This window comes from Streptomyces sp. NPDC002004, from assembly GCF_053593975.1.
In genome coordinates this window covers 511700-536926 of the sequence record NZ_JBSFDP010000001.1, presented here as the reverse complement: position 1 = coordinate 536926, position 25227 = coordinate 511700, and the positions used below count along the sequence as shown (strand labels likewise).

Annotated in this window: 21 protein-coding genes and 2 tRNA genes; 19 read left to right on the top strand and 4 right to left on the bottom strand. The window is 72.5% G+C overall.

Features of this window, described 5'->3' with window-relative positions; translation table 11 throughout:
- Window positions 1-42: 42 nt before the first annotated feature.
- The 3 genes from ACWCP6_RS02320 (at window position 43) to ACWCP6_RS02310 (ending at window position 3241) form a co-directional block, all read left to right on the top strand.
- Window positions 43-1335 carry a glutamate-5-semialdehyde dehydrogenase gene (locus ACWCP6_RS02320; protein WP_450930410.1) on the top strand — a complete coding sequence of 431 codons (1293 nt, stop codon included), beginning with the start codon at window positions 43-45 and terminating at the stop codon, window positions 1333-1335.
- Between the two features lie 76 nt (window positions 1336-1411).
- Entirely contained in the window at window positions 1412-1993 is a 582-nt protein-coding gene (locus ACWCP6_RS02315; protein WP_450930409.1) for an SCO2584 family spore wall biosynthesis protein, read from the top strand.
- Window positions 1994-2173: 180 nt separating this feature from the next.
- Window positions 2174-3241 (top strand): SCO2583 family membrane protein, encoded by a 1068-nt coding sequence (locus tag ACWCP6_RS02310; protein ID WP_450930408.1) that lies wholly within the window; start codon window positions 2174-2176, stop codon window positions 3239-3241.
- A 194-nt stretch (window positions 3242-3435) separates the two neighbouring features.
- Here the strand turns inward: ACWCP6_RS02310 and ACWCP6_RS02305 are convergent, their stop codons facing one another.
- Window positions 3436-4587 carry a M48 family metallopeptidase gene (locus tag ACWCP6_RS02305; RefSeq protein WP_450930407.1) on the bottom strand — a complete coding sequence of 384 codons (1152 nt, stop codon included), beginning with the start codon at window positions 4585-4587 and terminating at the stop codon, window positions 3436-3438.
- Window positions 4588-4682: 95 nt separating this feature from the next.
- Here ACWCP6_RS02305 and ACWCP6_RS02300 point away from each other — a divergent pair, with 95 nt between their 5' ends.
- From ACWCP6_RS02300 to ACWCP6_RS02270, 7 genes are all read left to right on the top strand, one after another.
- Window positions 4683-5030, top strand: a complete 348-nt coding sequence (locus ACWCP6_RS02300) for a hypothetical protein (RefSeq protein WP_450930406.1) — start codon at window positions 4683-4685, stop codon at window positions 5028-5030.
- Between the two features lie 155 nt (window positions 5031-5185).
- A complete protein-coding gene (locus tag ACWCP6_RS02295) occupies window positions 5186-5344 on the top strand; it encodes a hypothetical protein (protein WP_450930405.1) in 159 nt (52 codons plus the stop codon).
- A 59-nt stretch (window positions 5345-5403) separates the two neighbouring features.
- Window positions 5404-6030 (top strand): nicotinate-nucleotide adenylyltransferase, encoded by a 627-nt coding sequence (nadD, locus tag ACWCP6_RS02290; protein ID WP_450930404.1) that lies wholly within the window; start codon window positions 5404-5406, stop codon window positions 6028-6030.
- A 10-nt stretch (window positions 6031-6040) separates the two neighbouring features.
- Window positions 6041-7753, top strand: coding sequence for an LCP family protein (locus ACWCP6_RS02285; RefSeq protein WP_450930403.1), 1713 nt, complete (start codon window positions 6041-6043; stop codon window positions 7751-7753).
- Between the two features lie 156 nt (window positions 7754-7909).
- Window positions 7910-8356: a ribosome silencing factor gene (gene rsfS / locus ACWCP6_RS02280; protein WP_450930402.1), complete on the top strand. Its 447-nt coding sequence runs from the start codon at window positions 7910-7912 to the stop codon at window positions 8354-8356.
- Window positions 8357-8436: 80 nt separating this feature from the next.
- The gene (locus tag ACWCP6_RS02275; RefSeq protein WP_450930557.1) at window positions 8437-9054 is read left to right on the top strand and encodes a histidine phosphatase family protein; all 618 of its coding nucleotides are present in this window, start codon (window positions 8437-8439) and stop codon (window positions 9052-9054) included.
- A 117-nt stretch (window positions 9055-9171) separates the two neighbouring features.
- Window positions 9172-9244, top strand: a tRNA-Ala gene (locus ACWCP6_RS02270).
- A gap of 59 nt (window positions 9245-9303) precedes the next feature.
- Here ACWCP6_RS02270 and ACWCP6_RS02265 read toward each other — a convergent pair.
- The gene (locus tag ACWCP6_RS02265; RefSeq protein WP_450930401.1) at window positions 9304-10182 is read right to left on the bottom strand and encodes a helix-turn-helix transcriptional regulator; all 879 of its coding nucleotides are present in this window, start codon (window positions 10180-10182) and stop codon (window positions 9304-9306) included.
- A gap of 93 nt (window positions 10183-10275) precedes the next feature.
- Between ACWCP6_RS02265 and ACWCP6_RS02260 the strand changes: the two genes are divergently transcribed.
- From ACWCP6_RS02260 to ACWCP6_RS02245, 4 genes are all read left to right on the top strand, one after another.
- A complete protein-coding gene (locus ACWCP6_RS02260) occupies window positions 10276-11733 on the top strand; it encodes an MFS transporter (RefSeq protein ID WP_450930400.1) in 1458 nt (485 codons plus the stop codon).
- Window positions 11734-11803: 70 nt separating this feature from the next.
- A complete protein-coding gene (locus tag ACWCP6_RS02255; RefSeq protein WP_450930399.1) occupies window positions 11804-12001 on the top strand; it encodes a hypothetical protein in 198 nt (65 codons plus the stop codon).
- A 3-nt stretch (window positions 12002-12004) separates the two neighbouring features.
- Entirely contained in the window at window positions 12005-12238 is a 234-nt protein-coding gene (locus ACWCP6_RS02250) for a hypothetical protein (RefSeq protein WP_255951692.1), read from the top strand.
- Between the two features lie 196 nt (window positions 12239-12434).
- Window positions 12435-12507: transfer RNA gene (locus ACWCP6_RS02245), tRNA-Ala, on the top strand.
- Window positions 12508-12744: 237 nt separating this feature from the next.
- On the opposite strand, the gene ACWCP6_RS02240 is transcribed toward ACWCP6_RS02245, so the two are convergent.
- Together ACWCP6_RS02240 and ACWCP6_RS02235 are read right to left on the bottom strand one after the other, a co-directional pair.
- Window positions 12745-14367: an NADH-ubiquinone oxidoreductase-F iron-sulfur binding region domain-containing protein gene (locus ACWCP6_RS02240; protein WP_450930398.1), complete on the bottom strand. Its 1623-nt coding sequence runs from the start codon at window positions 14365-14367 to the stop codon at window positions 12745-12747.
- Entirely contained in the window at window positions 14364-15755 is a 1392-nt protein-coding gene (locus ACWCP6_RS02235) for a ferric reductase-like transmembrane domain-containing protein (protein ID WP_450930397.1), read from the bottom strand. The genes ACWCP6_RS02240 and ACWCP6_RS02235 overlap by 4 nt, the downstream gene beginning before the upstream one ends.
- Before the next feature lie 397 nt (window positions 15756-16152).
- Between ACWCP6_RS02235 and leuS the strand changes: the two genes are divergently transcribed.
- The 5 genes from leuS to ACWCP6_RS02210 all read left to right on the top strand — a co-directional run bounded on the left by leuS (window position 16153) and on the right by ACWCP6_RS02210 (window position 25006).
- Window positions 16153-19059, top strand: coding sequence for a leucine--tRNA ligase (leuS, locus tag ACWCP6_RS02230; RefSeq protein ID WP_450930396.1), 2907 nt, complete (start codon window positions 16153-16155; stop codon window positions 19057-19059).
- Window positions 19060-19353: 294 nt separating this feature from the next.
- Window positions 19354-20013: a hypothetical protein gene (locus tag ACWCP6_RS02225; protein WP_450930395.1), complete on the top strand. Its 660-nt coding sequence runs from the start codon at window positions 19354-19356 to the stop codon at window positions 20011-20013.
- A 123-nt stretch (window positions 20014-20136) separates the two neighbouring features.
- On the top strand, window positions 20137-20982 hold the full coding sequence (locus ACWCP6_RS02220; RefSeq protein ID WP_450930394.1) for a DegV family protein: 846 nt from the start codon (window positions 20137-20139) through the stop codon (window positions 20980-20982).
- Window positions 20983-21239: 257 nt separating this feature from the next.
- Window positions 21240-22334 carry a helix-hairpin-helix domain-containing protein gene (locus ACWCP6_RS02215; RefSeq protein WP_450930393.1) on the top strand — a complete coding sequence of 365 codons (1095 nt, stop codon included), beginning with the start codon at window positions 21240-21242 and terminating at the stop codon, window positions 22332-22334.
- A complete protein-coding gene (locus tag ACWCP6_RS02210) occupies window positions 22331-25006 on the top strand; it encodes a ComEC/Rec2 family competence protein (RefSeq protein WP_450930392.1) in 2676 nt (891 codons plus the stop codon). The genes ACWCP6_RS02215 and ACWCP6_RS02210 overlap by 4 nt, the downstream gene beginning before the upstream one ends.
- The last annotated feature ends 221 nt before the right edge of the window (window positions 25007-25227 follow it).

The following is a 25227-nucleotide window of genomic DNA, read 5'->3' as shown; positions in this document are numbered from 1 at the left end:
GACGGGCGCCGTGGGGCCCCGGTGCCGCATTACCCTGCGAGCATGACCTCGCTCTCCACGACGCCGTACGACAACATGACCCCGGTCACCCAGGCCGCCTACCGTGCGCGGGCCGCCGCCGCGGAGATCGCGCCGCTGCCGCGGGCCGCCAAGGACGACGCGCTGCTCGCCATCGCGGACGCCCTGGAGGTCCGTACACGGGACGTCGTCGAGGCGAACGCCAAGGACATCGCCAAGGCGCGCGAGGCCGGCACCAGCGAGTCGATCATCGACCGGCTCACGCTCACCCCCGAGCGGGTCCGCGCCATCGCCGCCGATGTGCGCCACGTCGTCGCCCTGCCCGACCCGGTCGGCGAGGTCGTCCGCGGCTCGACGCTGCCCAACGGCATCGACCTGCGCCAGATCCGCGTCCCGCTCGGCGTCGTCGGCATCATCTACGAGGCCCGGCCGAACGTGACCGTGGACGCCGCCGCGCTCTGCCTCAAGTCCGGCAACGCGGTCCTGCTCCGCGGCTCGTCCTCGGCGTACGAGTCGAACACCGCCCTGGTCCGGGTGCTGCGCGACGCCGTCGGCGGCGCCGGGCTGCCCGCCGACGCGGTGCAGCTGGTCCCCGGCGAGAGCCGTGACTCCGTGCGCGAGCTGATGCGCGCCCGCGGGCTCGTCGACGTCCTGATCCCGCGCGGCGGCGCCTCGCTGATCCGCACCGTTGTGGCGGAGTCCACCGTTCCGGTCATCGAGACCGGTACCGGGAACTGCCACGTCTACGTCGACGCGCAGGCCGACCTCGACATGGCCGTCGACATCCTGATCAACTCCAAGGCGCAGCGGCCGAGCGTGTGCAACGCCGCCGAGACGCTGCTGGTGCACCAGGACATCGCCGACGCGTTCGTGCCGCGTGCCCTGGACGCGCTGGCCGAGGCAGGCGTGACCGTGCACGCCGACCCGCGCATCCTCGCCTACGCCAAGGACTCCAAGGCCACCGTCGTCGAGGCGACCACGGAGGACTGGGACACCGAGTACCTGTCGTACGACATCGCCGCCGGGGTCGTCGACTCGCTCGACAAGGCCGTCGAGCACATCCGGCTGTGGTCCTCCGGGCACACCGAGGCGATCGTCACCACGTCGCAGCAGGCAGCGCGCCGGTTCACCCAGTTGGTCGACTCCACGACCGTCGCCGTCAACGCGTCGACCCGCTTCACGGACGGCGGTCAGTTCGGCTTCGGCGCCGAGATCGGCATCTCCACGCAGAAGCTGCACGCCCGGGGCCCGATGGGCCTGCCCGAGCTGACCAGCACGAAGTACATCGTCACGGGCGACGGACACGTACGCGGCTGAGCGCACCGGCGCACGGCCCTCGGTCGAATTTCCGCACTCTCTGCCCAAAATGACCCCCCAGGTCTACTCTGGACCCGTGCCGGAGGACGTGGGGGGCACGCCGTTCCCTGACGGCTGGGAGCCCGACGACGACCACGACCGCGGGGTGTCGGACGAAGAGTTCGCCTCCGTGGTCTTCGACGAGGACTTCGTCCGGGCGGCAGAGTTCCACGAGCCCACCGCCGTCGAGCGGCTCGTTGCCGCGGCACAGGCGCGTGCGGAGGCCTCCGAGGCCGAGGCGCGCCGGGCGCACGCCCGGGGCGCACGCTCCGACGACGAGCTCTTCGACGACGGCTACGACGGATTCGGCCACGACTCCGGCTTCGACGACGACGTGTACGACCCGGACGACGCCGACGAGGGCTACGGCCGCTCCACGGCCTACGTGGGGCGTGCCCGCTGGCACCGTACCGTCGCCTGGATGCTCGCCCTCGTCATGGGCATCGGCATGGTCGCCCTGGCTTTCGCGGCGGTCTACCGGGGCGGCTCCTCGGGCGGTGGGGGGCAGGCCCCGCCGCCGCCCGCATCGACCGGTGTCGACAAGAGCGCGTCCGCCGACCCCTCCGCCTCCGCGGAATACTCGGGTCCGGCCGTGTCGGCGGCGCCGCGGACCCCATGACCGGGCGGCGCCCCGGCCCCGCCCGACCCGGCCCGCCGGCGGTGCCCCGCGGTGCCCGCGAGCCCCGGAACAGGCCTTTCCGGAACGCCCCGAACGCCCGGAGCGGCCTGGTGCGAACCTGACAGAAGTTGTCGTGCAACTGCGCGTTTACCGGGGGTCCCCGAGACCTACCCTGAAAGTATGGGCGGGCCAGGAGACCCACCGGACGGGACGCCCGAGGGCACTCCCGGTGGCAGCGATGACGAGTACCGATCCGTCGTCTTCGACGAATCGTTCGTTCGCGCTGCCCGCATCCAGGAGTACTCGGCACGGGAGCGCATGGCCGACCACGCCCCGGCCGTCCGCCGCCGCGCCCCGCTCCGCGGGAGCCTCTCCCGGCAGGCCGTGATCCTCGTCCTGGTGATCGCCCTCGCCTTCGGCACCGCCATCTACATGGGCGTACGGCACCCGTACCAGGCACCCGTCACGGCGCCCCCCGAGCCGCTCCGGATGACCGTCGTCCCGCTGGCCCCCAGGGGGCCGGTGCCCGGCGGCTCGTCCGAGGAGCTCTACGCGCACAGCCCCGCCGCGCAGTTCCGGCTGGGCGCCGACGGGATCAACCTGCCCGTCACGCACGGCACCGCCCACTTCTCCGACAGCCAGATCGTCAACGCCCTCACCATCGCCAAGGACTACCTGGTCGCCTCCTCGCTCGACCCGGACGTGCTGGCCGGCCGTGCCTCACGGCCCGTGCGGATCCTGCTCGATCCGCAGCAGCTGGACCAGTTCGACCGGAGCATCGAGCACCCGGCGGCCGACGGGCGGCACGCACCCACGGGCTGGCTGGTCCGCTTCGACCCCACGCAGGCCGTCCTCGCCGACTCCGGGATCCGGGTCCAGGGCACCCTGAACGCCGCGGAGAGGGACGCCTCCACGCTCGAGGTCAGCTCCGACCACACCTTCGTGTACGCGCTGCGGCCGGCCGGGGCCGCGGAGGACGCCCACGCCGCACTGTTCACCGTGCGGCGGGAGCTGCGCTTCCGGTTCGACCGGGACGACCTGCGGCTGCACCAGGCCGAGGTGCTCTCGTCGTACGCCCAGGCAGGGCCGCTGTCCTGCTCCGGCGACTCCGCGGACCGTCTGCACCCGCTGCTCGCCGGACAGACGGCCAAGGCGGGCGCCCCGGCCGACACCAACCCCTACGCGACGGGCAGTGCGGCCGCGCTGTGCGGGACGCTGGCGCAGAGCGCCCAACCGAAGCTGCCCTGAGCCCGCCCGGCTCTCCCGGCTCTCCCGGCTCTCCCGGACCGCCCCGGCTTCTCCGGCCCGCTCCGGCTCTTCCGGCCCTGGGCCGGGGGCTCCGAGCCGGACCCTGATCTCCGCTCCTGCAGGGACCCGCTCCTGCCCCGAGCCCCGAGCCGGCCCGGGACCCGCTCCGCCCCTGAGCCCCGCCCCTGGCCGCCCTAGGCTCCCTCGGTGCCCGGGTCGCGGTCCTTCGGGGTGTCCCCCTCAGGGGCCTCCGGGGAGTCCCCAGGGGTGTCGTCCCCGGACGCGCCCGCCGGGCCCTCCTTGCCGCCGCCGGCGAATCCGCCGAACTTGCCGAAGACCTTGCCGCCCAGGTCGCTCGCGCCGCCCGCGAGGTCCGTGACCAGCTTCATCAGCGGATCCTTGGACTGACGCACGTCGTCCGCGTACGCGGATGCGGACTGGCGGAAGGAGTCCGACACCGAGGTGTCCTTGTCCTCCTCGCGGCGCGGGTAGTGACCGTCCATGATCCGCTGGAAGTCGCGGGTCTCGGACCACTTCTTCAGCTCGGCCGCCCGGATCGCGGCGAAGGGGTGGGTCCGCGGCAGCAGGTTCAGGATCTTCAGTACGGAGTCGCGCAGATCGCCCGCCGCCTCGTACTCCTCGGCCTGCTCCAGGAACGCGTCCACGTTCATCTCGTGCAGATGGTGGCCGCCCGCCAGCTTCATCAGGCCGCGCATCGAGGCCTGTACGTCCTGGCCCACCAGCAGGCCCGCGCGGTCCGCCGACAGCTCCGACTTGCGGAACCACTCGCGCAGCGCCGTCACGATCGTCATGATCGCGACGTTGCCGAGCGGTATCCAGGCGACCCGGAGGGCCAGGTTCGTCAGGAAGAGCAGAATCGTGCGGTAGACCGCGTGGCCGGACAGGGCGTGCCCGACCTCGTGCCCGATCACCGAGCGCATCTCCTCCTCGTCGAGGAGCTCCACCAGACCCGTGGTGAGCACGATGATCGGCTCGTCCAGGCCGATGCACATCGCGTTCGGCACCGGGTCCTGGTTGACGTACATCGGCGGGACCTTCTCCAGGTCCAGGATGTAACAGGCGTCCCGCAGCATGTCGTTCAGATGTGCGAACTGCCGGTCCGACACCCGTACCGAGTCGGACAGGAACAACAGCCGCAGGCTGCGCTCCGGCAGTAGGCCGCTCAGGACCTTGAACACGGTGTCGAACCCGCTGAGCTTGCGCAGTGCCACCAGGGCCGAGCGGTCCGCCGGGTGCTCGTACGCGCGCGAGGAGATCGCCGGGAAGCGCCGGCGCTGCCTGCTGGGCACCCGGCTGTGCCGGTCGTGGCTGTGATCGTCGGTCATGTAGTCCCCCATGTCTGCGAGTCATGCCCCCGAGATGGGGCCCAGCCTAGGCGGAGATACCGTGGCAGGGCACCGGACCGAAGGAGCAACCCGCCATGGCGCACGTCCCCCCAGCCGACCTGCTCGCCGTCACCGCTGCGGCCGCGAAGCAGGGCCCCGGCAATCTGCTCCGTGTGGTGCTGGTCGTCATGATCGTCGGCGTGGTGTTCGCCGCGTGGTTCCTGCTGCGCGGCTATCGCGGCGCAGGTCGCGACGGCCAGGGTGGGATCACCGGCCAGGACGAGGAGAGCGCCACCGCGCAGGGCGGCGGGAACCCGGGCCGGGACGGCGGGAGCGCCACCGGCGACACCGACCGGAGCGGTGCGGGCGACACCGAACAGGGCAACAGGCCCGAAGGGGCGGAAAACGACCCGGACTCCGAGGGGGACGGCGGCGCGCGCTGACCCCCACGACCGCGGACGCCGGGCACATCGCCCCCGCGGCCGCCCCGCACACCGTGAGCACACCCTGAGTCGGCGTGATCGCTCAGGTACCCCCGGCATACGATGACCCCGAAGTCAGTCGTCCCGATTCCACCTCCGGATAGGTCCCGTCGAAGATGAGCCTCACAAGCACCGCAGCCGCGCTGGTCACCCTCGCCGAAGGCGAAGGCGGTGGCAACCACGAAAGCCTCAACCCCTTCCTCACCGGCGGCGGCGCGCTCTTCGTGCTGCTCCTGCTGCTCTGGATCACCACCCGCTTCAACCGGGACCGCTGAGCCCGGGGGAAACCCCTGACGGCCGGGGCCCGCGGACCGGGCCGGTAGGGTCTGCATGCATGGGAGAGCAGGACATGCCTACCGGCCCGGCGAGTACGGCCAAGCGCCGGCTCGGCGTCATGGGCGGAACGTTCGACCCGATCCACCACGGACACCTGGTGGCGGCCAGTGAGGTCGCCGCGCAGTTCCACCTCGACGAGGTGGTGTTCGTGCCGACCGGGCAGCCGTGGCAGAAGACCGACCGGAAGGTCTCCCCGGCCGAGGACCGCTATCTGATGACGGTCATCGCGACCGCCGAGAACCCCCAGTTCTCGGTGAGCCGCATCGACATCGACCGTGGCGGCCCGACCTACACCACGGACACACTGCGCGACCTGCGCGCGCTCAATCCCGAGACGGACCTGTTCTTCATCACGGGCGCCGACGCCCTCAGCCAGATCCTCACCTGGCGCGACACGGAAGAGCTGTTCTCGCTCGCACACTTCATCGGGGTCACCCGCCCCGGCCACCACCTCGCCGACCCCGGCCTGCCCGAGGGCGGTGTCTCGCTCGTCGAGGTCCCCGCACTGGCGATCTCGTCCACGGACTGCCGTGCGCGAGTCGCCAAGGGCGACCCCGTCTGGTATCTGGTGCCGGACGGTGTGGTGCGCTACATCGACAAGCGCGAGCTGTACCGCGGCGACTAGAGGGGTACCGGTGAACGACCGATACGACGGGTACACGACGGGCGACCAGTACGAGCTCGTCGGCTACGACGAGTACGGGCAGCCTGTGTACCGCCAGGTGCCGCAGCAGCAACAGCCCCAGCACGGGTACGACCCGTACGGGGGCGGGGCGCAGCAGCAGGGGTACGGATACGACCCGTATGCGACGGGGCAACAGCCGTCCGCCTCCTCGTACGACGCGTACAACCCGTACGACGCCTACGGTCAGGCCACCGCGCAGTCCGCCCAGGGTCAGTCCGCCCAGGGGCAGCAGCCCACCCAGTCCGCCCAGGGACAGTCCGGCGCCCCCACCACCGCCGAGCAGACCGCCTACATCCCGCAGCAGACGCGACCCGAGCCGGAACGCTCCGAGCAGCCCCGCCCCGGTCGGGCCCGCCCCGGGTCCGCGGGCGGGCCCGGCACGGACGAGCAGGCGGATTACCGCACCGAGCAGTTCTCGTTCGTCGAGGAGCCGGACGAGGACTCCGAAGACGTCATCGACTGGCTGAAGTTCACCGAGAGCCGCACCGAGCGGCGCGAGGAGGCCCGGCGGCGTGGCCGCAACCGCGTCGTCGCGCTCGTCGTCGTCCTCGCGCTCGCCGCGGCCGGCGGTGTCGGCTACCTCTGGTACGCGGGCAAGCTGCCCGGTATGTCCACCGCCGCCACGACCGGCGGTACGGCGGCCCCGGGCGCCCAGAAGCGCGACGTCATCGTCGTCCACCTGCACAACACCAAGAAGGGCGGCACCTCCACGGCGCTGCTCGTGGACAACACCACCACCAAGCAGGGCACCACGGTGCTGCTGCCCAACTCCCTTGCCCTGACCGACGACGACGGCGCCCCGACCACGCTCGCCAAGTCCGTCGACGACGACGGCTCGACCGGCACGCGCGACTCCATCGACACCGTCCTCGGCACCCGTGTCCAGGGCACCTGGCGCCTGGACACGCCGTATCTCAACAACCTCGTCGAACTCGTCGGCAACATCGACGTCGACACGAACGCGAATGTCCCCGGCGACAAGGCCAAGAAGGGCGACGCGCCGCTCGTGAAGAAGGGCAACGCCCAGACGCTCAGCGGACCGATGGCCGTCGCCTACGCCACCTACCGGGCCCCCGGCGAGTCCCAGAACGCGCAGCTGCAGCGGTTCGGCCAGGTCATGCAGGGCGTGCTGCGCAAGCTGTCCTCCGACCCGAAGGCCGCCACGATCACGGTCCAGTCGCTGGCCCAGATCCTCGACCCCTCCCTGAAGGAGGCGGACCTCGGCGCCTTCCTCGCCAAGCTCGCCGACCTCGCCAAGGGCGGCGACTACAAGACCGCGCTCCTTCCGGTCCAGCCGGACGGCACCCTGAGCGCCCAGGCCACGGCCGGCGTCATCAAGCCGCTGCTCGGCGGCACCGCGAAGAGCCCGCAGAAGGGCGCGGCCGTCCGCGTCGGCGTGACAAACGCCACAGGTGCCAAGGACGCCACGGAGGCGGCCCGGATCGCACTGGTCAACGGCGGCTACACCTTCGTCGACGGCGGCTCCGGCACCGCGGCCCGGGTGTCCTCCCAGGTCGTCTACGCCGACCCGGCCCACAAGCAGGACGCCGTCGAGGTCGCCAAGACGCTGGGACTGCCCACGACCGTCGTGAAGAAGGGCGACGTCACCGCGAACGCCGACGTCACCGCGACGCTGGGACAGGACTACCGGGCGAAGCAGTAGCACCCGGGGCCCCGGCCGGGACCGGTCCGGGGCCCGGGGGTCGACGGTGCCGGGGCCCGGGCCATGATCGGTCCCGGGCCCCCGGCAGACGTTTGGGGGCACCTGCGGGGTCCGTGAGACCCTGGAGGGGTACTGACCGCCGACGAAAGCCGTGTAGTGACCGCAACGGACCGCTCTCTCGAGCTCATCACCACCGCCGCCCAGGCGGCCGCCGACAAGCTGGCGCACGACATCATCGCGTACGACGTCAGCGACGTGCTGTCCATCACGGACGCCTTCCTGCTGGCCTCTGCGCCCAACGACCGTCAGGTCAAGTCGATCGTCGACGAGATCGAGGAGCGGCTCAACAAGGAACTCGGCGCCAAGCCGGTGCGCCGAGAGGGCGACCGCGAGGCCCGCTGGGTGCTGCTCGACTACGTCGACATCGTCGTGCACGTCCAGCACAGCGAGGAGCGGGTCTTCTACGCGCTCGAGCGCCTGTGGAAGGACTGCCCCGAGATCGAACTGCCCGAGGACGCGAAGGCGACCCGCGGCAAGGCGCAGGCGCACGCGGCCCAGCTCGCCGCCCAGGAGGCCGCCGAACTCGGCGGTGAGCTGCTTTGAGCAGCGCCCCCGCCCGGCCCGCGCCCGGCAAGGACGCGGCGGCCGTCACGGACGCCGAGCCGGGCCGGGGCCGCCGTGTCATCCTCTGGCGGCACGGCCAGACCGCGTGGAACCTGGAGCGCCGCTTCCAGGGCTCCACGGACATCGAGCTGACCCAGACCGGTGTGACCCAGGCCCGCCGGGCCGCCAGGCTGCTCGCCTCCCTGAAGCCGGACGCCATCGTCGCCTCCGACCTCAAGCGGGCCGCCGCCACGGCCCGTGAGCTCGCCTCGGTCACGGGCCTCGGTGTGACGCACGACGAGGCCCTGCGGGAGACCTACGCGGGCGTCTGGCAGGGGCTCACGCACGACGAGATCATCGAGCGCTACGGCGACCAGTACGCCGCGTGGAAGCGCGGCGAACCGGTGCGCCGGGGCGGTGGCGAGCTGGAGACCGAGGTCGCCGACCGGGCCGCCCCCGTCGTGCGGCGGCACCTCGAGAAGCTCCCCGATGAGGGGACGCTCGTCGTGGTCAGCCACGGCGGCACGATCCGCACGACCATCGGGCGGATGCTCGGCCTCGACCCCCACCACTGGGAGTCGCTCGGCGGCCTCTCCAACTGCTGCTGGTCCGTGCTCGGCCAGGGCGCGCGCGGCTGGCGCCTGCTGGAGCACAACGCCGGCACGCTGCCGGAACCGGTCCTCGGCGACGACGACTGAACCCCGGTCACCGTCCGGATGACCGCCTGCCTCCCCGGGCCGGGGCCGGATTTCACTTTCCGGCAGGTCACAGGCTAGAGTTCTTCTTGTTCGCCCCGCCGAGCGGGAAGAACGCAAGGGGCTATAGCTCAGTTGGTAGAGCGCCTGCATGGCATGCAGGAGGTCAGGAGTTCAATTCTCCTTAGCTCCACAGATCGCAAGATCAAGGATCCCGTCCCCACCAGGGGGCGGGATTTCTCGTTGCCCGGTTCACATCGCCGGCGCCCGCAGGGTGCCCCGCCGCTCCCGCAGCTGCGCGGTCCTGTGTTCGCTCTCCTCGTCGTCCGGCGTGTACGCCACGATCCGGCACTCCGGCATGCCGTCGACGGACAGCGAAACCGACGTCATCCGCAGCTCGCCCACCGCATCGTGCCGGAACGTCTTCACCCGCGGCCCCGGAGGCGCCACGTCACCGGTCGCCCACAACCGCGCGAAGTACGCGCTGGCCGCGGACAGTCCGCGTATGAACTCCTCCCAGGCGGGCTCGCCCACATGGCGGCCGTACGACGAGCGCAGCGTCGCCACCATCACGGGGAGCTCCGCGTCCCGGAACACCAGCGGGCAGACGCGCTCGGGCACCGTGAAGAGCGTCCACAGCACATTCGGCGCACCGTCGGCGGCCGTGGACTGCGGCACGAAGAACAGGTCGCGGTAGGCGGCGTTCGTGGCGAGGATGTCGTAGCGCGCGTTGTAGACCACCGCCGGCCTGGGGTCCAGCGCGTCGATGACCCCCTGGATCTCGGGGCCCACGCCCCGGGCGGCGGCCTCGCGGTCCGGCGCGTACGGCACCTGGGCCAGGTGGTACAGATGCTCGCGCTCGGGCGGGTCCAGGCGCAGGGTGCGCGCCACCGCGTCCAGGACCTGCGGTGAGGCGTTGATGGGCCGGCCCTGCTCCAGCCAGGTGTACCAGGTCACGCCGACGCCCGAGAGCTGCGCCACCTCCTCGCGGCGCAGGCCCGGGGTGCGGCGCCGCAGACCCGGCGGCATCCCCACGTCCGCGGGCGTCACCCGCGCCCGCCGACTGCGCAGGAACGCGGCCAGCTCGGGCCTGCGGTGCCGGGTCGAAACCATCGTCGTCACATCCCCCATGGTCGGTGCCCCCTCCCACCGGTGCCAGGTGCTGCCGGTACCAGCATCGACGGGCTCTCGGCACCCGTACCGGCCCGCCGCCAGCCTCGGGGCATGACGACGACCACCTCGCCCTCGGCGAGTCCAACTCCCGCCACCAGTAAAGACCCTGCCACCGACAACCGGCCCAAACGCCTGCTCGCGGTGGTGCTCACCGGCCAGTTCATGGCCCTGCTCGACGTGTTCATCGTGAACGTCGCGGCGCCCACCATCCGCACCGAACTCCGTGCGACCGGCGCAGGACTGCAACTCGTGATCGCCGGATACACCATCACCTACGCGGTGTTGCTGATCACCGGCGCCCGGCTCGGCGACCTGCTGGGCCACCGGCGTGTCTTCCTCACCGGGCTCGCGTTCTTCACCGCCGCGTCACTGGCCTGCGGACTCGCCGGAGGGACGGGGGAATTGATCGCCTACCGGCTGGCCCAGGGCGCCGGTTCCGCCGTGATGATCCCGCAGGTGCTCAGCCTGATCCAGCGCACCTTCACCGGCGAGGCCCGGGCCCGGGCGCTCGGCGTCTACTCGGCGGTCCTCGCGACCGGCGCCGCGGCCGGGCAGGTCCTGGGCGGCGTCCTGGTCAGCGCCGACCTGTTCGGCGCCGGCTGGCGGCCGGTGTTCCTCGTGAACGTGCCCGTCGGCCTGGCCCTGCTGCTGTACGGCAGCCGTGTGCTGCCGCGCGACGGAGCCGGCGCACGGGAGCGCGCCCGCGGGCTCGACCTGCCCGGCCTGGCGCTGCTCGGTGGCGCCGTCTCGCTGCTGACCGTGCCGCTTGCGCTGGGCCAGGAGGAGCACTGGCCGCTGTGGTCGTGGGTGTCCCTGGGCGCGTCCGCCGTGCTCTTCACCCTCTTCCACGGGTACGAGTCCCGGCTGGCCCGGCGCGGCGGCGCGCCGCTCATCGCTCCCCGGGTGCTGCGCACCCCCGGGATGGGCCTCGCCGTGGTCCGGATCCTCGCCGTGATGGCGGTGAACGCCGGGTTCCTCTTCTCGCTGACGCTGCACGTCCAGGGCGGGCTCGGCTACAGCGCGCTGCGGGCAGGGCTCACGTTCGCGCCGACCGCGGTGGTCTTCGGCGCGGTCGGGCTGACCTGGCGCAGGTGGCCGGGTTCCTGGCAACGTGGGCTCATCCCCGGCGGGTTCGCGCTGGCCGGTGTCTCCGTGCTCGCCGTGGGCCTGCTGCTGCGCAACGGTGGCGACGGTGGCGCGTGGGTGTTCGGGGCGTACGCCGGCGTGGGTGCGGGCCTCTCGCTGGGGTTCGGTCCGACGCTCACCCGGGCGCTTGCCACCGTGCGGGCCGAGGACGCGGCGGACGCCAGCGGACTGCTCGCCACGGTCGCCCAGCTCGGCCAGGTCGTCGGCGTCGCGGCCCTCGGCGCAGTTTTTCTCCACCGGCTTGAGGCGGCAGAGGCTCCGGGGGCGTATACCTCAGGGGACGCGCTCCTGGTGTGCGCGTACGCGCTGGCCGGGGCCGCCGCGCTGGGTGCCGTGTCCGGACTGGTACGCCTGCGTCGCTGACCGTATTGCTCCGGCCGTGGCAGAATCGGACGGCCGGAAGGGGGACGCGACCCGACGGGAGGGAGAATCGATGCCTGCGCGCATCCGCGGGGAGGCCGATGGCCTTCTCGTCGAGGCGGGAACACCGGATGAACCAGCCCGCTTCAGGCCTTTCGCCAGGTCCCTCCTTCTCTGTCCGTCCTGCGGTTCCGCACATGTCGCCCAGGTGCTCGGCGACAACGGCGGCATCTCGTACGTGTGCACGGCCTGCGGCCACAGCTGGAGCTGATCGATGGGTGCACACAGGCGTAAGTGCGATTGGTGCGGCGGCGGCACGCCCATCGTCCGCGACATGGAACCGGTCAACCCCGACTACCAGTACTGGTGCGAGGAATGCGCGCGGGCGCTGATCATAAAGGGCGACCCCATCGAGACGTACCGTGAGCTCGAGGGGGAGCCGATCTACGGCCGGCTCCTCGACGAGCACTGCACCCTGAAGCGGTTCTACTCCTTCGCCACCGCCTGACCGCAGCGGCGGAGCACCGGGCCGGCGGGGGCGGGACCGGAACCGGGATCACCGGCAGGGCAATACGGGCATTCCGGTCAAATCCGACCGGGCGGGAAACGATTTGGTGGTGCACCGGAGTGACCTGTAATGTTGGCGTCGCCGCCGGGGAAACCGGGCGACACGGTCGAAGTGCGGTTCCACCGCACGGCCGCGAGGGGCTATAGCTCAGTTGGTAGAGCGCCTGCATGGCATGCAGGAGGTCAGGAGTTCAATTCTCCTTAGCTCCACAGGAATTGGAGAGGGTCACCCGTCAGGGTGGCCCTCTTTCCGTATGCGCACGATCGCCCCGGTGCGCGGCTGCCTCCGGTGCACGGGCCCCCGGGTGCGGTTTGTCCGCTGCGCACGGCTTCTCGGGCCCGCGGCACAGGCCGCAGGGTGCGGGCCGCCCGCCGGGGCCCGCCTCTCCTGCGCCGCACGGCGGGCCACCCCGGCCGGGTGACCCGCATCCGCATGCGGACGGGCGGTCAGTCCCGTCCGCTGCCCAGGGCGCGGCGGCCACGGCCACCCGGCGGCAGCTGCCGTCCCCGGCCGCCCGGTGGGAGGGCGGGCAGCGACTGGCGCGGCGCCGGCACTGCGGGGCGATCCTCCTCGATGCGCAGCGCGAGCGCGGGGCAGCGGCGCACCGCGCGCAGGGCGCGCGCCTCCGCGTAGGGCGGCACGGCGGCCTCGGCGACGGTCGGGAACCCGTCGGGGCCCAGCTGGAGCAGCTCCGGCACGATGTCCGCGCACAGCCCGTGGGCCCGGCACAGCGTCCAGTCGACGTAGAGCCGCTGACGGCTCGCCGACTCGCCCTGCGCCGGCTCGTCGTCCTGGAGGGGGAGCACACCCTGTACGGGGCGCCCGCAGCCGCTGCCCAGGACATGCGCGGCGAGGTCGTCCGTGAACGCCGAGATCGTGGACTCGATGAAGGCCGCGGAGCCGTCCGGGTGCTTGCACGCACCGCGTCGCTTCACGGACTTCGTGACCTGGCGCAGCGCCTCCAGCGCGGTCGGGCCGCCGCCGTTCAGCACGTCCTCCAGGCCGCGTGCGGCCGCCGGCAGCCCGAGGTAGCAGGGGCCGCACTGGCCGGCCGTCTCGGCCGCGAGCCACTGCGCCACCCGCAGCGCCTCGCCGAGCGGGCAGGTGTCGGGTCCGATCGGCAGGATCGCGCCGGCGCCCAGCGCCCCGCCTCGCGCCTCCAGGGAGGCCCGGGAGACGACGGCGTCGTGTGTGTTGACCGCGTCCAGCCACTTGCCGTGGTAGCCGCCCGTGAGGACGCCCTGGGGCTGCGGCGGCGCGCCCGCCAGCTGCAGCACGTACCGCAGGGGGACGCCGGCCGGTACCTCGAGGACCATCGGCCGGGCGACCGCGCCCGAGACGGTCAGCATGACCGTGCCGGGCTCGTCCTGGAGCCCGGTGTTCCGGTACCGGTCGGCGCCGATCCGGGCGGCGATGGCGAGCTGGGCGAAGGTCTCCGCGTTCGACAGCAGCGTCGGGGCGCCTCCGACTCCGGTGTCCGAGGCGCGCACCTTGCGGCCCGGCGGCAGCGGTGGCCCCCCGTCCGCGGAGCGGATCAGCGCCGATGACTCGCCGGTCACCATGCGCACGGGATTGCGCTGCACCCGCGCGCGGAGGGTCGATCCGCGCCGGTTGGTCAGGCCGCGTTCGGCGAGGGCGGCCTGCATGGACGCCTCGGTGGAGTCCCGGGTCACCCCGATGACGAGGGTGCGCGCGCCGATCGCCTCGGCGGCCAGCAGGGCCCCGTCGAGGATCAGGTGCGGGGCACGGTTGATCAGGACGGTGTCCTTGCGGCAGGCGGGCTCGTCCTCGCTGCCGTTGACCACGACGACGGGACGGACCCCGCGGCGAATCGCCGACTCGGCGACGGCCCGCAGCTTCTTGGCGAACGGGAATCCGGCGCCGCCGCGCCCGCGCAGCGAGATCCGCTCCGCGAGCGTGGCCAACTGCTCCCCGCCGATCGGCTGGAGCGGGCCGTGCACCTTCAGATGCATCCCGAGATCGAGCCGCTCGACCAGGTCGAAACCCGAGGTCAGCTGCGGGAGCCCGACGACACGGACTTCGGGTACGTCGGGTAGTGCGGTGTTCACTTCATGCCTCCGGTGGGCGCGTTCCAGGGCTCACCGGAACTGGGTGCCTGGAAGGGGCCCGGCAGTGGTTCGGTGACGGGGCCCTCGGCGTAGGGGGTGGTGGTGTCGTAGGCCGGTGCGGCGGTGTACGCCGACGGATCGGAGTACATCGACGTGTCGGCGTAGGCCGTCCCACCGTCGTAGCCGGGGGTGCCGCCGTAGGCGGGCGTGCCGCCGTAGGGGGTGTCGTAGGCCGGGTCGTACGCGGAGGGCGGGGCCTCGGCCGGCGGCGGCGGGGACGGGGACGGCCACCGGGACGCCGCATCCTCCTCCACGCGCGGGAGGGTCTCCGTCGGTTGCAGCGGGGGCTCCGAGCCGTAGTCGGGCCCGGACGCGGACCCCGAGACGGCCCGGTACGCGGCCGCCATGCCCACACCCCCGCGCGGGGACGCGGCGCCGGAGAGCGTGTCGTAGGCGGCGCCGGACAGGGTGTCGTACGCGGCGCCGGACAGGGTGTCGTACGACGCCGCCGACGGCGGCGCCTCGTACAGGGGCGGGTTGGGCGCGGGCATCCTCGGGGCGGCCGCCTCGGCCGGCGGATCCGCGAGCGCGGCGGACCGGGCGCCGGACAGGGTGTCCGCGAACGCCGAGGAGCGGCTGCCGGGGAGCGATGCGTCCGCCGTGTCCCGGCGCCGCCGGCGCCGGCCGCGCGAGGACTGGAGCAGCGCGAGGACCCGGTCGGCGATGCGCCGCTTGACGGGTTCGGGGGCGGCGCGCAGCGCGACCGCGCCGGCCACCGCGGCCAGGCACAGGCAGTACATGACCGTGACCCACGGCTTGGCCGCGCGACCCGCGTAGAGCCCGTGGATCAGGGCGGAGCACCAGGCCGGGTACGCCAGCATGTGCACGGCGCGCCAGCGGGCCGCCACCTGGACGGGGGACGCGAAGGCGCTGCGCAGTGCGCCGGTGAGACCGGTGAAGATCATCAGGAGGCCCGCGACGGAGCCGAAGCCGATGAGACCGGCCGTGCCCGACACGCCCAGTCCGAACGGCACGACGGCCGCGAGGAGCGAGGTGTGGTCGAGCGCGATCTTGACCGTGACGTGCAGCAGCAGGAACGCGATCGAGGAGACCGCGGTCGTCCGGTGGATGGCCTGCGCGACGAGCCGCTGGCGGGTGTTGAGGAAGAGCCGGTCGGTTGCGACCAGGCCCCAGATCACGGAGCAGCTGAGCGAGACCAGCGACAGTACGCCGGCACCGAAGTCCAGGAAGCCACGAAAACCGTCACCTCCTATGAGGACGAGCAGGGGTATGAGCAGCAGAAGCGCAACGGTGGCGATGCCGCCTCGGGCCCGGGGGCTCGAGACGTCGACCGAGGGGATCCTGCGACGAGCGGATTGAGGGTTCATGGGGGGCGACTCCGAATGGTTCGGGAAACGGTCCCGTTGCCGCATGCTAGGTCGCTCTCGTACCGACGGGTACGCGGTTTGAGTTATTGCGTTGTTATCAAAGGGAAATATGCTTTTGGCGTTGTCCCGTTAATGGGTGGTACGCCGAGTAACCTTTGACCTTCGGTCAGCTCGCGGAACGTCGTCGCGGCCGCTGTGGGGGCTGCGGTACCCTGGCGCCATGCGTGCCGTACGCCTTCTGCTTAGCGGGCCGCGCTGATCAGTCCCGACCGCCGCTGAAGCGCGGTTGGAATCGGCGCGGCGTCCCCTCCTGTGCGAGGGGCCTTTTCGTTTGTGGACACAGGTCTGGCCACGAGCCTTGCCGCGGGCAGAGACGACCGATGGAGCTTTGAGGATCATGAGCGAGACACCTTCCGCCGCATCCACCGCGGAGGCGGCCGCCGCGCCGCACCGCTACACGGCCGCGATGGCCGCCGAGATCGAGGCGCGCTGGCAGGACTTCTGGGACGCCGACGGCACGTACGAGGCGCCGAACCCGAGCGGAGACCTGGCCGCAGCGGGCGAGGCGGGCGCGGAGATCGTCGCCCGGCCCAAGAAGTTCATCATGGACATGTTCCCGTACCCCTCGGGTGCGGGCCTGCACGTCGGCCACCCTCTGGGCTACATCGCCACGGACGTCTTCGCCCGCTTCCAGCGCATGAGCGGCCACAACGTCCTGCACACGCTCGGCTTCGACGCCTTCGGCCTGCCCGCCGAGCAGTACGCCGTGCAGACGGGCACGCACCCGCGCGTGTCCACCGAGGCCAACATGGAGAACATGAAGGCCCAGCTGCGCCGACTGGGCCTGGGGCACGACAAGCGCCGGTCGTTCGCCACGATCGACCCGGACTACTACAAGTGGACCCAGTGGATCTTCCTGCAGATCTTCAACTCCTGGTACGACGACGAGGCCGGCAAGGCCCGGCCCGTCGACCAGCTGATCGCCCAGTTCGAGAGCGGTGAGCGCGCGGTACCGGGCTCCACGCGCGGCTGGAGCGAGCTGACCCCCGCCGAGCGCGCCGACGTGCTGAGCGGGTTCCGCCTGGCGTACGCCTCCGACGCACCCGTCAACTGGTGTCCCGGCCTGGGCACCGTCCTGGCGAACGAGGAGGTCACCGCCGACGGCCGGTCCGAGCGCGGCAACTACCCCGTCTTCAAGGCGAAGCTGCGCCAGTGGAACATGCGCATCACCGCCTACGCCGACCGTCTGCTGGACGACCTGGACGCGCTGGACTGGCCCGAGGCCATCAAGCTCCAGCAGCGCAACTGGATCGGCCGCTCCGAGGGAGCCCGCGTCGACTTCCCCGTCGACGGCGACTCCATCACCGTCTTCACCACCCGCCAGGACACCCTGTTCGGCGCCACCTACATGGTGCTGGCCCCCGAACACCCCCTGGTCGACACGTTCGTCCCGGCCGCCTGGCCCGAGGGCACCCACGAGGTGTGGACCGGCGGACACGCCACGCCCGCCGAGGCCGTCGACGCCTACCGCAAGCAGGCCGCCGCCAAGTCCGACGTGGAGCGGCAGGCCGAGGCCAAGGACAAGACCGGCGTCTTCACCGGCGTGTACGCCACCAACCCGGTCAGCGGCGAGCAGGTCCCCGTCTTCATCGCCGACTACGTCCTGATGGGCTACGGCACCGGCGCCATCATGGCGGTCCCGGCGCACGACACCCGTGACTTCGCCTTCGCCCGCGCCTTCGAACTGCCCATGCGCTGCGTGGTGGAGCCCAACGACGACCGAGGCACCGACCCGTCCGCGTGGGACGACGCGTTCGCCTCGTACGACGCGAAGCTGGTCAACTCCTCGAGCGAGGCCGTCTCGCTGGACGGCCTGGGCGTCGCCGACGCCAAGGCCCGCATGACCGAGTGGCTGGAGCGCACCGGCATCGGCGCGGGCACCGTCAACTTCCGGCTGCGCGACTGGCTGTTCAGCCGCCAGCGCTACTGGGGCGAGCCCTTCCCGATCGTCTACGACGAGGACGGCGTCGCCCACGCGCTGCCCGAGTCGATGCTGCCCCTGGAGCTCCCCGAGGTCGACGACTACGCGCCGCGCACCTTCGACCCCGACGACGCCGACACCCAGCCCGAGACCCCGCTGTCCCGCAACGAGGACTGGGTCGACGTCACGCTGGACCTGGGCGACGGCTCGGGCCCGAAGAAGTACCGCCGCGAGACCAACACCATGCCCAACTGGGCCGGTTCCTGCTGGTACGAACTGCGCTACCTGGACCCGCACAACAGCGACAAGCTGGTCGACCCGGCCATCGAGCAGTACTGGATGGGCCCGCGCGAGGGCATGCCGCACGGCGGCGTCGACCTGTACGTCGGCGGCGCCGAGCACGCCGTGCTGCACCTGCTGTACGCACGCTTCTGGTCGAAGGTCCTGTACGACCTGGGCCACGTGTCGTCGGCCGAGCCGTTCCACAAGCTGTTCAACCAGGGCATGATCCAGGCATACGTCTACCGGGACAGCCGCGGCATCGCCGTCCCGGCAGCCGAGGTCGAGGAGCGCGACGGCGCGTACTACCACCAGGGCGAGAAGGTCACCCGCCTGCTGGGCAAGATGGGCAAGTCCCTCAAGAACGCCGTCACGCCGGACGAGATCTGCGCCGAGTACGGCGCGGACACCCTGCGCCTGTACGAGATGGCGATGGGCCCCCTGGACGTCTCCCGGCCGTGGGACACCCGCGCCGTGGTCGGACAGTTCCGGCTGCTGCAGCGCCTGTGGCGCAACATCGTCGACGAGACGACCGGTGAGGTCACCGTCGCGGACGTCGCCGAGTCCGACGTCGACGAGGACACGCTTCGTGCCCTGCACAAGGCGGCCGACGGCGTGCGCCAGGATCTGGAGGGCATGCGCTTCAACACCGCCATCGCCAAGATCACCGAGCTGAACAACCACCTGACCAAGGCGGGCGGTGCGCTGCCGCGGACCGTGGCCGAGCGCCTGGTGCTGCTGATCGCCCCGCTGGCCCCGCACATCGCCGAGGAGCTGTGGCGCAAGCTGGGCCACACCGACTCGGTCGTCCACCGGGACTTCCCGGTTGCCGACCCCGCGTACGTCGTCGACGAGACCGTCACCTGCGTCGTGCAGATCAAGGGCAAGGTCAAGGCGCGCCTGGAGGTGTCCCCGTCGATCTCCGACGAGGACCTGGAGCGGGTGGCACTGGCCGACGACAAGGTCGTGGCGGCGCTGGACGGCGCGGGCATCCGCAAGGTCATCGTGCGGGCGCCGAAGCTGGTCAACATCGTTCCGGCATAGTGCCGGGGCGCCGCAACGGCGTGGGCCCGAGCCCCCTCCGTGCGGACCGCGCACCTTCCGTGTCCGGTCCGCACGGAGCGCGGACCCCGGGACCGGGGCCCTGACCCACGGGTCACGGGCCCTGCGGTCACGGTGACCGCGGACTCGTCGGGCCAGTCCCTGCGGGGTAATCCCCTACGGGCAGGTTGGGGGTTCATCAGGAACCCTCGGCCTGCCTTTTCCGTTTACGGTGGAAGAGCCACGCCGGGCCCGCCAAGCCCACGCGGAACCGTCGCAGGACTCGGGAGGAGCGCCATGGGAACCGTGATCACAGTGGTGGCGGTGTTCTTCGTGCTGTTCGTGGTGCTCGGCGCGTACATCACGGTCAAGGTCCTCGGTGCCGCCAAGCGCGGCCTCGACCGCACCATCGAGCAGGCCCGCCGCGCGGTCGAGGACACCGGCCTCAAGGCCAGGACCTACGCCCAGGCCGGTCCCGTGGGCGAGCTCGCCCAGCTGCGCCTGAAGCTGCGGACGTCGATGCGGGCGACCCAGGATGCCCTGCACGCGGGTGTCGCCCAGGACGAGTCCCTCAAGGAGTCCCTGAGCCTCTTCGAGCGGCTCAGCGTGCACGGCCGCGACCTCGACCGCGAGCTGAAGAGACTGGAGAGCGAGCCCGACCGGGCCGTCATCGCTGGGCTGCTTCCCGGGCTGCGCCGGCGCACCGAGCAGATCACCGGGTCCGCGGACTCCCTGCGCGCGGCGCTCCGTGACCGTGCCGGCCGGTTCGCGGACGACGACCTGGAATCGCTCAGCGAGCAGATCGACATGGAGGCCGGCGCGCTCCGCCACTGGACGACCGAACCGGCCCCCGCCCGCACCGAAGCCGCCGGGCCGCCCCGTCCCGCGGTCACGCCGCCCGAGCAGCGGCCCTCCTACCCCTGGCAGCAGAAGACCCGCCCCGAGACCACGACTTGACGCGGAGTCCTCGGATGAAGAGGCGAGGTTTTCGGGTAAAGAGCCGGTGTGAATCAGGGCCCCGGGTGTGGCGGGAAGGGGCTGGGCTGCCGTCGGCCGGTTCCGGCGGGTAATCTCCAGCTCATGTCCCGCCATGTCGCTATCGTCACCGATTCAACGGCCTACCTGCCGCAGCGGACGATGGAGCGCCACGGCATCATCCGGGTGCCCCTGACCGTGGTCCTGGGAGATCAGGCGCTCGAGGAGGGCACCGAGATCTCGGCGCGCTCTCTCGCCCAGGCCCTTCAGAAGCGGCGCCCGGTCACCACCTCCCGGCCCAGCCCCGAACTGTTCTCCGAGACCTACCGCAGGATCGCCGAGTCGGGCGCCACCGGCATCGTCTCGCTGCATCTGTCGTCGGAGCTCTCCGGGACGTACGACGCCGCGGTCCTCGCGGCCCGTGAGGCCCCGGTGCCGGTGCACGTCGTCGACACCGGCATGGTCGCGATGGCGCTCGGCTTCTGCGCGCTGGCCGCTGCGGAGAGCGTGGACGCCGGGGGCACCGCGGACGAGGCGGTGACAGCGGCCGAGAAGCGCGCGGCGGACACCTCCGCCTTCTTCTACGTCGACACGCTCGACAACCTCCGGCGGGGCGGCCGCATCGGGACCGCGCAGGCGCTGTTGGGATCCGCGCTCGCGGTCAAGCCCCTGCTCCAGCTCGACAGCGGCCGCATCGAACTCCTGGAGAAGGTACGCACGGCCTCCAAGGCGATCGCGCGCCTGGAGGAGATCGTGGTCGAGCGCGCCGGGACCAGTGCCGTCGACATCGCCGTCCACCATCTCGCCGCACCGGAACGGGCAACGGTCCTCGCCGACCGACTGCGCGACCGTGTCCCCGGCCTTCAGGAGCTGCACGTCAGCGAGGTGGGCGCGGTGATCGGCGCACACACCGGGCCGGGGCTGCTGGGGGCGGTCGTGTCACCGCGGTGAGCGCGGTGGGCGCGGTGAGCGCGGTGGGCCTGGGGCTTGCGGTGCTCGGGGTCCGTGTGGGGTCCGGCACCCGCCACGTGCGGGACATGCGGTGAGCGTGGCGCTCGGTCTGCGGTGAGCGTGGTGCGGGTTGTGCCGCGACGGCAGTGAGCGCGAGGTAGCTCGTGCGGGTGACGGAGATATCCACAACTGCCCGGTAATCCCCGGGAATCGAGCAAGATCAACGGCATTCCACGGCCATGCCTAGCTTTGCATGCATGGCAGTTCACTCACCTTCCCGCACCCACCGACCCTCCGCGACGCGCACCGCGGCCAACCCCACGTCCGGCCCCGGCCGAGGCCCGGCATCGGACGGCCGCAGCAGCCGTCGGCACCGTCGCACGCCCGTCCGGCACCAACGACGAGTCTCCGCCGAGATGTTGCGCCTGCGGGCACAGACACTGTTCGGCGGACCGGGCGAAGAACTCGGCAGGGCCAGCCCCGGCCCACCGCGGGACACACCCGCCCCCGTCGGCACCGGAGCCGTACCCGCGCCCGAACCGGTCGGAGGCGACGCCGAGGAGCGGCCGCCGCCCGGCCGAGTCGGCACCGGTGGCGACGCCGGCCCGACCTGGCGGGCCCGGGCCACCCTCGCGATGCGGGAGCGGCTGCCCCTGTGGCTCCAGACGCGATGCGGACTGGAGCGCCGCAGCGTCGTGGCACTCGTCGTAGTGCTCGTTGCCGCGGCGATCTTCGCCGGACAGCACTTCTGGACAGGACGGACTCGCCCGGTGCGGCCACCGGAGGTGGTGCACGCGGCCCCGCCGGAACCGGCCGCCCCCGCGGACCCCACTGAACCGAGCCCGGCGAGCGCATCGACCGGGCCCACCGCGACCGCGCCCCCGATCGTCGTGGACATCAGCGGAAAAGTCCGCCAACCCGGCATCAGACGACTGCCGCCCGGCTCCCGGGTGGCCGACGCACTCCAGGCCGCCGGGGGAGTGCGACCCGGCACGGATCTGGCGGGCCTGAACCGGGCACGGCTGCTCGTGGACGGCGAGCAGGTCGTCGTCGGTGCCCCGCCCGGCACGGGACCGGGAACACAGACCGGGGCGGGTCCCGGCCCCGCGGGTGCCGCCTCCACGTCGGGCACGTCGGGCACCGGAGCGGCAGCCGCCACGGGGCCCGTCGCCCTCAGCACCGCCACCGCCGAACAACTCGACGCACTGCCGGGCGTCGGCCCCGTGCTGGCCCAGCACATCATCGACTACCGCACCGAACACGGCGGCTTCCGCTCGGTCGACCAGCTGCGCGAGGTCGACGGCATCGGCGACCGCCGCTTCACGGATCTGAAGGACCTCGTGCGGCCATGACCGCACGCACGAAAGCGGACACGACCCGAGGCGCACAGGACCCCGTGCCCCAGGACACAGGCCGACAAGGACGACCGGACGTCCACATCGCCTCCGACAACCCGCTCGGGGCCGCACACCCCCGGCAGGAAGGACCGGCGGACCTGCGCCTCGTCACCCCGGCCGCAGCAGCATGGGCAACCGCAGCAGTGATGCTCGGCGCACCCGCGCCATGGGCAGCGGCGACCACGGTGACCGCCGCCCTCACGGCAGCCGCCCTGCTGGGCCGGATCGCGGTACGACGGCGCCGCCGTGCACAGGGACCGGCCCCCGCCGCACCGGCCGAGACCTGGTGCCGTGTGACCGCCGCCGGGGTGCTGCTCTGCATCGCGGCAGCAGCCCTCTCCGCCGCCCTGCACGGGGCCGACCTGCACCGAGGCCCCGTTCCTGCACTCGCCCGGGACTACGCCGCGGCGACGATCGAGGCCCAGCTCACCACCGACCCCCACCGGACCCGCCCCCGCATCACGGGCGACCACATGACACCGACCGCACTCGTCGCCGACGCCGAGGTCCTGCGCGTCACCACGCCGGACGGCACGGTCACCGACACCCGCGCCCCCGTCCTCCTCGTCATCGACACACCCCGACGACGCACCACACCCACCGGACACCAGCCACCCGACCGCGACGGCGCGGCGCCCGCCGCGCCCGGCATCCCCCGACCCGAACCCCCCGAATCCGCATGGCCGCGGCTGCTCCCCTCCACCCGACTGCGGCTCCACGTACGCCTCACGCCCCCGCTGTCCGGCGACGACCGCTTCGCAGCCGTGGCGCGCGTGGGCGGCGACCCGCCCGAAATCGTCGCGGCGCCCTCGACGCTCCAGCAGATCGCCGGGAGACTGCGCGACGGCCTCGCACAAGCCACCGCCGAACTCGCTCCCGATGCACGGGCCCTGCTGCCCGCACTGGTCGTGGGCGACACCTCGAGGGTGTCCCCGGACCTCGACGACGCGTTCAAGGAGACGGACCTCGCGCACACGCTCGCCGTGTCCGGAGCCAACTTCACGATCCTGCTCGCCCTCCTCATCGGCCCCGCGAGCACCGCTCAACTGGCCGAGCGCAGAGGACTCGCCCCTCGACTGGGCCTCTCGCTGCGCACCACCGCGCTACTCGGCGGCACGCTCACGCTCGGGTTCGTGGTGATCTGCCGACCGGATCCCAGCGTGGTCCGGGCCGCGGCCTGCGGCAGCGTCGCACTGCTCGCGCTGGCGACCGGCCGGCGAAGATCACTGCTCCCCGCACTCGCGGCCGTGGTGCTGCTGCTCGTCCTGTACGACCCCTGGCTGTCACGCAGTTACGGCTTCCTGCTCTCCGTGCTCGCCACCGGCGCCCTCCTCACCCTGGCCCCGCGCTGGAGTGCAGGGCTCCAGCGGCGTGGCCTCCCCGCACGGGCCGCCGAGGCGCTCGCGGCGGCGGCCGCGGCCCAGGCGGTCTGCGCACCCGTCGTCGCCGTGCTGGCCGCACGGGTGAGCCTCGTGGGCGTGCCGTGCAACCTCCTCGCGGAATTCGCAGTGGCACCGGCGACGGTGCTGGGGTTCGCGGCGCTGGCGGCCGCCCCCGTGGCCATGCCCCTCGCCAAGGCGCTGGCCTGGTGCGCCGCGTGGCCCGCCGCAGGGATCGCGTGGATCGCCCGCACCGGGGCATCGCTGCCCGGCAGCGGCGTCCCCTGGCCGGGCAGCTGGCGCGGGGCCCTCCTGCTCGCGCTCGTCACGACAGCGGCAGCACTGATCGCCCGCCGCCTTCTGCGCCGGCCGTGGCTGTGCGCGGCCTGTGCGTTCGGACTGCTGCTCGTCGTGGTGCAACCCCCGCCGCTCACCCGGGTGATCACAGGATGGCCGCCACCGGGCTGGCGGTACGCGATGTGCGACGTGGGACAGGGCGACGCCACCGTGCTCGCGACGGGTGACAGCACCGGCGTGGTGGTGGACACCGGCCCCGACCCACGGCTCGCGGACCGGTGCCTGCGTGCACTCGGCATCACGAGAATCCCGCTGGTCGTGCTCACCCACTTCCACGCCGACCACGTCGCGGGCCTTCCCGGAGTGCTGCGCGGACGGCAGATCGGGGCGATCGAGACGACCGGATTCGAAGAGCCCCGGGAACAGGCCGAGTCGGTGAGACGGCAGGCCATGGCCCGGCACATCCCGCTGATACGCGCCGCCGCGGGCGAGCAGCGGCGCGAGGGCCCCGTCGACTGGCGGGTGCTGTGGCCCCCGGCGCACCCGATGCCCGCCCCGGACGGCCCGAACGACGCGAGCGTCGTCCTGCTCGTGCACACCGCAGGGCTCACCCTGCTGCTGCTCGGCGACCTCGAACCACCGTCCCAGCAGGCCCTGTTGCGCAGCCCCGCATGGGCGGCGACGGGCCCCGTGGACGTGCTCAAGGTGGCGCACCACGGATCCGCCTACCAGGACCCGCTGCTCCTGCGCCGGGCCGCACCGCGCCTGGCGCTCATCTCGGTGGGTGAGGACAACCCCTACGGGCACCCGGCGCCCGGCACCGTCGCCGCGCTTCAGGCCAACGGTGCGGAGGTGCTGCGTACGGACCAGGACGGGGCGGTGGCGGTGGTCCCGGGCCCGGGCCGCACCCTGAGGACCGGGGTCGGCGGAGCGGGGCATCCGGTGCAGTGAGCTGCGCGGGGCGCTTTGCGTGGTGGGTCGAGGAGTGGGCGCCGTGCGTGGGGGTGCAGGAAGAGGCGCCGCGCGTGGGGAGGAGGAGGGGCGCCTGGCGCGCTGGGCGGGGAACGAGCGGCAGCCGGCGCGGTGGGCGCCGTACGGGCGGCGGGAGGCGGCGGACGGAGGGGGAGGGGGCGGCGGGGCTCTCGGGGGGTGGGGAGGGGGGAGGGGGGAGG

Bases quoted from the DNA above. Each gene is read 5' to 3' on its own strand.
- ACWCP6_RS02250 (WP_255951692.1), top strand. From the start codon at position 12,005: ATGGGTGCACACAGGCGTAAGTGCGATTGGTGCGGCGGCGGCACGCCC.
- ACWCP6_RS02215 (WP_450930393.1), top strand. From the start codon at position 21,240: ATGGCAGTTCACTCACCTTCCCGCACCCACCGACCCTCCGCGACGCGC.
- leuS (WP_450930396.1), top strand. From the start codon at position 16,153: ATGAGCGAGACACCTTCCGCCGCATCCACCGCGGAGGCGGCCGCCGCG.
- ACWCP6_RS02310 (WP_450930408.1), top strand. From the start codon at position 2,174: ATGGGCGGGCCAGGAGACCCACCGGACGGGACGCCCGAGGGCACTCCC.
- ACWCP6_RS02320 (WP_450930410.1), top strand. From the start codon at position 43: ATGACCTCGCTCTCCACGACGCCGTACGACAACATGACCCCGGTCACC.
- ACWCP6_RS02265 (WP_450930401.1), bottom strand. From the start codon at position 10,182: ATGGGGGATGTGACGACGATGGTTTCGACCCGGCACCGCAGGCCCGAG.
- ACWCP6_RS02300 (WP_450930406.1), top strand. From the start codon at position 4,683: ATGGCGCACGTCCCCCCAGCCGACCTGCTCGCCGTCACCGCTGCGGCC.
- nadD (WP_450930404.1), top strand. From the start codon at position 5,404: ATGGGAGAGCAGGACATGCCTACCGGCCCGGCGAGTACGGCCAAGCGC.
- ACWCP6_RS02305 (WP_450930407.1), bottom strand. From the start codon at position 4,587: ATGACCGACGATCACAGCCACGACCGGCACAGCCGGGTGCCCAGCAGG.
- ACWCP6_RS02295 (WP_450930405.1), top strand. From the start codon at position 5,186: ATGAGCCTCACAAGCACCGCAGCCGCGCTGGTCACCCTCGCCGAAGGC.
- ACWCP6_RS02210 (WP_450930392.1), top strand. From the start codon at position 22,331: ATGACCGCACGCACGAAAGCGGACACGACCCGAGGCGCACAGGACCCC.
- ACWCP6_RS02220 (WP_450930394.1), top strand. From the start codon at position 20,137: ATGTCCCGCCATGTCGCTATCGTCACCGATTCAACGGCCTACCTGCCG.
- ACWCP6_RS02255 (WP_450930399.1), top strand. From the start codon at position 11,804: ATGCCTGCGCGCATCCGCGGGGAGGCCGATGGCCTTCTCGTCGAGGCG.
- ACWCP6_RS02225 (WP_450930395.1), top strand. From the start codon at position 19,354: ATGGGAACCGTGATCACAGTGGTGGCGGTGTTCTTCGTGCTGTTCGTG.
- ACWCP6_RS02235 (WP_450930397.1), bottom strand. From the start codon at position 15,755: ATGAACCCTCAATCCGCTCGTCGCAGGATCCCCTCGGTCGACGTCTCG.
- ACWCP6_RS02260 (WP_450930400.1), top strand. From the start codon at position 10,276: ATGACGACGACCACCTCGCCCTCGGCGAGTCCAACTCCCGCCACCAGT.